Raw genomic sequence first — 6,080 nt, 5'->3', positions numbered from 1 at the left:
AGTTACATCATCAAATATTTTTAACTGGTTTACACACTGCTGTTATTGTACCTCATCTTTCTGAGAAAGGCTATAAGCGGTTGGGTAGCACATAGCGGGTTTATGAAAGTCAACTGGCTAAATAAAACTTGAAATATAAACACACAAGCCACACCGATCGCAGGAATAAAGGCAATTTCTTGAGTGCGATATTTAAAATACGCAAACAGAGATGGAATACATTGGCTAATACTCAATAAGTAAAAGGTTTCTGCGGAAACGAGGGTATGGACTGCCATTGTCCGAGCCAAATTGATATTACCTGTGGCTTGCGAAGCCAATTCAAAAATTCCAACTACAGCAATGAGATTGAAGATGGAAATAATCAGGATGCGCCACAGCAATTTTTTCGTTAATAGGGGTTCATTGGGACGGCGGGGCGATCGCTGCATAGTCTCAGACGATTTTGGCTCAAACGCTAGAGTGGCACTAAGGGCGACGGAACTCACCATATTCACCCAGAGAATCTGCACCGGCAAAATTGGCAGGGTGGTACCAGCCAAGATTCCCACCTATATGGTCAGCGCCTCTCCACGATTAACGGGTAGGATAAACCCAATGGTTTTCAGCAGGTTGCCATAAACGGTGCGTCCTTCTTCTATGGCGGCTTCAATGGAGGCAAAGTTATCATCGGTCAACACCATATCTGCTGCTTCTTTGGCAACTTCCGTGCCTGTAATCCCCATCGCTATGCCAATATCCGCCTGCTTCAGTGCTGGGGCATCATTGACCCCATCTCCAGTCATGGCAACAATTTCACTTTTAGACTGCAAAGCTTCCACCAGTCGCAGTTTCTGTTCAGGCGCAACCCGGGCAAACACATTACTAACTTCAACGACATTCGCCAGTTCTTGAGCGTCCATTTCTGCCAGTTGCTTCCCAGTGAACACCAGGGCATCTGATTCTTGGCCCAGTCCCATTTTACGGGCGATCATGGCCACAGTTAGGGCATGATCGCCCGTGATCATTTTGACTTGAATTCCCACAGACTGACAAGTTCGCACGGCGACGATCGCTTCGGCTGTGGGTGGGTCTATCATGCCTTGGAGTCCCAGAAAGACTAGATATTCGTCAATATCTTCGCGATCGATCCCCTGCTTTTGGGCAGAGATTTCTTTTTTAGCAAATGCCAGAACCCGTAAACCTTGGGATGCAATGCGATCGACAACTTGCTCAATTTCCTCTCGATTTAAATCGATGTTTTGACCATCTGCATCAATTTGGTGATGGCATTGCTTGAGAACAGACTCTGCCGAACGGCTTTTTCCTTGAAGAATATCAATTTCTGTGCGATCGAAGGGAATATTAAGTTGAGTTAACAGCAAGCGAACTTTATAGCAATTGCCCGATGGGGAATACTCGTAAAGTTTAAAGATGAGTCTTGAGAAGATTTTATAATCTTAAATTATCTCATAAATTAGATAATTTAGGCACGATGAGTTAACCGTTGTTTGCTAAAATTATTTTGGCGATCGGTGTCGATCGCCAAAACCAGCAACTTCTGCCAGCGTATAAAGTGGTCGGCCCTTCACCTCCTCGTAAATACGCCCTATATACTGGCCCAAAATCCCAATACTCACCAACTGCACCGCACCCAAAAAGAAAACAGCCATCATCACAATTGTCAAACCAGTTAAGGCAGAACTTGGATAAAAAAGCCGCCAATACAAAATCAAAAAAGCCATTAACACAGATATAAAAGCAGCAAATAACCCCATATAAATCGAAAGTCGGAGGGGAACTTTTGAAAAAGAGACTAAACCATTCATCGCCAAACTTAAAGATTTTCTGAAGGTATACTTAACCTCGCCTGCAAAACGCGGATCACGTTCAAACTTAACCGCCGTTTGTTTAAAACCAATCCAAGCCCGCAGTCCCCGAATGTAACGATTGCGTTCTGGCATGGCGTTGAGTACATCTACCACGCACCTATCCATCAAACAAAAATCTCCGGTATCTATCGGAATATCAACATCAGCAAGATGGCGCAAAATGCGATAATACATATAAGCTGGTAACCGCTTAAACCAACCTTCTTGACGGCGTTGAGTGCGTTGAGCGTAAACAACTTGATAGCCCTGCTGCCACTGTTCTACCATATCTATAATTAGCTCTGGTGGGTCTTGCAAATCGCCGTCCATGATGACTACAACTTGACCGCTAGAAAAGTTTAAACCAGCAGTTACAGCTATTTGATGACCGAAATTGCGGGCCAAACTGAGGTAACAAATTCGCGAGTCTTTTTCGTGCAATTCTCGCAAAAGTTCTAGAGAGCGATCGCGACTGCCATCATTGATTAAAATTAATTCTACTGGGCCGTCCATTCGATCAATCACCGCACTAATTCGCCGATACAATTCAGCGAGATTTTCTTCTTCGTTATAGATAGGAATTACCAAGGAATACTTAGGTGTATCGTTCATTGCAGTTTCTGTTTAAAAATCGGCTTTTCAACCGTTAAATCAAAAGTTTCTTTTTCCCAAAACACCCTGGCTGCTTCACCAGAGATGTTCGGCAGGTAATTTCGCTCTTTGAGCCAGACAACAGCAGCCCACCCAATAGCCGCGTACCAACACTTATCTATTTTCTTAAATACGAAAAATAAAAGATACCATAAGACTGACACACGCCCAGCGAAAACATCTGTTATCATAGATGTTTAGTCAGACTATAAAAATTACAATCATAACCCATCGATTCAAAATTGCATGACAAATTCCAATGATCTTTGGCAAGCAAATCAAGACTTAAGCGAAGCTTGTCTGCAACATCCCTTTGTCAGAGGCATTGCTCACGGCAGCCTCCCCCAAAATAGTTTTGCATATTACGTTGCACAAGACGCATTTTTTCTGGGAGCCTTCGCTCGCGCTTATAGTATCGCTGCGGCAAAAGCACCCGACTGGGGTGGGTTTGAAATTCTCCACAATCTCGGTAGTGGCGTTTTAGAAGAACTTCGTTTGCATCAAGGATATGCAGCCAAATGGGGGGTAAACTTACAAGAGACCAAACCGGGAATCGCTACCCGCCGCTACACAGATTTTTTATTAGCGACAGCCTGGGGGAGTGGTGTAGGTTTGACAGTAGCCGCCATGACTCCTTGCTTGCGGTTGTATGCTTTTTTGGGACAGCAGCTAGCTACAGGTAATATACCGGAACACGCCTTTAGCGACTGGATTTCCACCTATAGCAGCCCAGATTTTGAGATTTTAGCAAAACGCCTAGAAGGTTTGGTCGATCGCTACGCAGATGCTGGGCCAGAAGTAGAAGCAACCTATCGCTACGCTATGCTATGCGAAAGAGACTTTTTTCAAGCAGCTTGGGAAATAGAGTAAATTAAGTTTGTGCAAAAATGGAAAACTATCTTAAGCTACCTACACGCAGTAAATTTAACAGCCATATACAGCAGGAATGTAGCAAATAATGTCATAACAGCATATCCAAAACAAGGCTGATTACTCAACACTAAACCGAGTGCCATTGAAAGCTAAACAATGCCGTAAACGTAGCGATGAACCGATTGCAGATCACCGGAATTGCTCAGTAGCGCTAAAGAGCAAAAACCGAAATAGCTGACTGTAATGCTTAGCCTTTTTCGCGAATACCCGAAATAGCCACAGCCCTAAATCATCGCAAATTTACTAACAGCTTGCAACCAGAAATAATGCAACCAAAAACGCCCAATAATTAATGAGCCGTGCTAATCCCACTTGCATTCCCAGAGCCGTAAAGTCGCGAATGAGCAAAGTAAACAGCGGATAAAAAGCGACAGAATGCTGGTGTCCATCATCTGCATAGCTGTAGCCTAAATTAGCTATTTCGATGTACCATTTACCGTCCCAATGCGAAAACAGTACCCAGCCACTTTTGAGGAGTCAGCCACTTACAAAATCTAGAGGTGACCGACTCCCATACAGGGGCAGTTTCTTGCAGACTAAAGGAGCAATTACCTGCATCCCGATCGCCATTATCGATCGGCTCAGAAACCACATAGCAATTACAAAAATTAACCTGTCCCGGCTTAACGTCCGAGTTTATTGGGAATCCCTTCGCAGCCACCGGGAATAGTCTCTCTCGACTTCGAGCCACACCAAGCGCAGCAGTAATAGCGCTGCTCGTCCGACAGTCGCTTGACAGCGGTGAAATCAGCGCGTTCAACCACAGCGCCGGTATGTTCGCCCGTTTGATAGTTGGGAAATTCGGTACGGCTGCGGGGGGATGCAGTTTCTGCCGAGCCGTAGAATAATGCGGCGGCTCTCATGTCGGCGCGAGCGAGATTGGCGTCATACAAGACAGCGCGCGAGAGGTTGGCTTTCACTAAATCGCACTTGCTGAGATTGGCGCGGACGAGGTTGGCTTCGCTCAAATCCGTCCACCGCAAATCAGTGCCAGCCAGGTCAGCACCCGCTAACATGACATTGAGATCGATAACGCGGATACCGTGATCCCTATCTTCAGCGTAGCCGCCGTCACCGTCAAGGATGGGACGGCCTAAAAGCCGATCGCGCTTCAGCGGAGTAACCAATCTCGACTGCGACAAAAACCGCAGAATTTTAGCTTTACCTTCAGCATCTACACTGCTCATAATCGCAGCGGTACGGCCTTCTGCGATCGCCCTTTCCTGCGGCCAGTCTTCCAAAAACCCTTGTTCGTCAAGGGCTAAGTCCGAAACCCCTTGAAAATAAGCATCGATCGTTTGCTGCTGCGTAATTCGATTTTGCTGAATAGTCAAATCTTTGGATATCACATACTGCCGCCAAGCCACGTAAACGCCTAAAATTGCGATCAAAATTTGGCCCAAAGCACCGATCAACTCGCCGAGAGCCCCGATCGCGTCCCAGTTGATTTGGATGTTGCGGCTTCCCGGTTCCGTATTACTACCGCTGAGCATCAGCAAGCCAACAATCCCAGCTAAAAGCCCAAAGCAAGCGACGATCAGCGTGCGCCAAGTTGGCGGAATTACCTGCACCCAGATTTTGCCCCAACTCGGCCACATTAGCCGCAGCGATATGCCAATCGCACCGACGGCGCCAATTAAGCCCAGCCAAATGTTGTCATTGGCCAGCCCAAAAATCATCGCTGCGATCAACCCCAGCGTCAGGACTGACCCCGACTTCTCAGGAGTCGTTTGTTCCGGCTGCTGTGGCAATAAAACCTTGCGGGTTGGAGGCGGCTGCTGCGGTTTTTCCGGTTCAGCAGTAGCGACGATTATCCCTGATTCTGGTGGCACATTAGGGCTCGCACCGTTCTGACTTTCTACAGTCACGTTAGATTCAGGGCGATTGGGTTGAGAAGAGTTTGGTTCGGGTGTCATGCGTTGAGGCAAATTCTAACTGTGGCTGGTCAATAAAACGATTTTAACCAACCAAGCATGATTCTAGATAATATTACAATATAAATCTCAACTAATTACACTCGAACAGATAACATACTATGGCCCTAGTACTCCCCAATCTGCAAGAAAAACAAATGGGTCAAGTGATCACTACAATCACCGTCACGAATCGCATCGATCGAGTTATGGCTGAAGGGGGATTTATTTCTGCTGAGGAAGTTCGCTCTGTTATCCTCGATAACGTTGTTGTCGATACCGGAGTAACTCTGCTTTCCTTGCCAGCTCGCATTATTAGCCAGTTAGGCTTAATACAAGTAGGAGAAAGAGATGTAGAAACATCAGCGGGCATAAAAAAGGGTCGAATTTTTGCCGACGCTCAAATTATTGTAGAGGGGAGAGAAGGCAGATTTGATTGTTTAGAATTGCCCGAAGGCGTTTCTGCTGTTTTGTTGGGTGTGATTCCAATGGAAGAACTAGGCTTAGAACCAGATTTGAAAAATCGACGGTTGCGAGTATTGCCGATGAACAATCAGCAAACATATCTGATGGGTTAGTTGAGAGGCGTTTACCGTAACACAAACCTCTCGCCTGTGATTTCTCTCAGCTCCAGCCAATTACCAGCCATCAAAAATGGTAATTGCTCAACCCCCTTGACAAGAAGACAAGATAGACATTAGATCAAGGAATGGAAAAACTCCCCGACCTAAAA

7 protein-coding genes are annotated in these 6,080 nt (G+C 45.9%); 2 read left to right on the top strand and 5 right to left on the bottom strand.

Annotated elements, in window-relative coordinates; translation table 11 throughout:
- Window positions 1–29: 29 nt before the first annotated feature.
- From QUA24_RS26480 to QUA24_RS26465, 4 genes are all read right to left on the bottom strand, one after another.
- Complete coding sequence (locus QUA24_RS26480; RefSeq protein ID WP_333233349.1) at window positions 30–542, bottom strand: cation transporting ATPase C-terminal domain-containing protein; 513 nt, start codon at window positions 540–542, stop codon at window positions 30–32.
- A 9-nt stretch (window positions 543–551) separates the two neighbouring features.
- Window positions 552–1,364, bottom strand: a complete 813-nt coding sequence (locus QUA24_RS26475) for an HAD-IC family P-type ATPase (RefSeq protein WP_333233347.1) — start codon at window positions 1,362–1,364, stop codon at window positions 552–554.
- A 135-nt stretch (window positions 1,365–1,499) separates the two neighbouring features.
- Window positions 1,500–2,462: a glycosyltransferase family 2 protein gene (locus tag QUA24_RS26470; RefSeq protein WP_333233345.1), complete on the bottom strand. Its 963-nt coding sequence runs from the start codon at window positions 2,460–2,462 to the stop codon at window positions 1,500–1,502.
- A complete protein-coding gene (locus tag QUA24_RS26465) occupies window positions 2,459–2,692 on the bottom strand; it encodes a hypothetical protein (RefSeq protein ID WP_333233343.1) in 234 nt (77 codons plus the stop codon). The genes QUA24_RS26470 and QUA24_RS26465 overlap by 4 nt, the downstream gene beginning before the upstream one ends.
- A gap of 55 nt (window positions 2,693–2,747) precedes the next feature.
- Here QUA24_RS26465 and QUA24_RS26460 point away from each other — a divergent pair, with 55 nt between their 5' ends.
- Window positions 2,748–3,371 (top strand): TenA family protein, encoded by a 624-nt coding sequence (locus QUA24_RS26460; protein ID WP_333233341.1) that lies wholly within the window; start codon window positions 2,748–2,750, stop codon window positions 3,369–3,371.
- Between the two features lie 686 nt (window positions 3,372–4,057).
- On the opposite strand, the gene QUA24_RS26455 is transcribed toward QUA24_RS26460, so the two are convergent.
- The gene (locus tag QUA24_RS26455) at window positions 4,058–5,350 is read right to left on the bottom strand and encodes a pentapeptide repeat-containing protein (RefSeq protein WP_333233339.1); all 1,293 of its coding nucleotides are present in this window, start codon (window positions 5,348–5,350) and stop codon (window positions 4,058–4,060) included.
- A 119-nt stretch (window positions 5,351–5,469) separates the two neighbouring features.
- On the opposite strand from QUA24_RS26455, the gene QUA24_RS26450 reads away from it, so the two are divergent.
- Window positions 5,470–5,925, top strand: a complete 456-nt coding sequence (locus QUA24_RS26450) for an aspartyl protease (protein ID WP_333233338.1) — start codon at window positions 5,470–5,472, stop codon at window positions 5,923–5,925.
- Window positions 5,926–6,080 lie beyond the last annotated feature (155 nt).

The sequence above is a fragment of the Microcoleus sp. Pol12B5 genome, from assembly GCF_036701335.1.
Classification (GTDB): Bacteria; Cyanobacteriota; Cyanobacteriia; order Cyanobacteriales; family Microcoleaceae; genus Microcoleus.
Note: the sequence above shows the minus strand (reverse complement) of the source record. Positions and strands in the feature narration are given on the sequence as shown.

Excerpts from the sequence above, each read along its gene's own strand:
- QUA24_RS26470 (WP_333233345.1), bottom strand. The coding sequence starts at position 2,462 with ATGAACGATACACCTAAGTATTCCTTGGTAATTCCTATCTATAACGAA.
- QUA24_RS26465 (WP_333233343.1), bottom strand. The coding sequence starts at position 2,692 with ATGATAACAGATGTTTTCGCTGGGCGTGTGTCAGTCTTATGGTATCTT.
- QUA24_RS26460 (WP_333233341.1), top strand. The coding sequence starts at position 2,748 with ATGACAAATTCCAATGATCTTTGGCAAGCAAATCAAGACTTAAGCGAA.
- QUA24_RS26455 (WP_333233339.1), bottom strand. The coding sequence starts at position 5,350 with ATGACACCCGAACCAAACTCTTCTCAACCCAATCGCCCTGAATCTAAC.
- QUA24_RS26450 (WP_333233338.1), top strand. The coding sequence starts at position 5,470 with ATGGCCCTAGTACTCCCCAATCTGCAAGAAAAACAAATGGGTCAAGTG.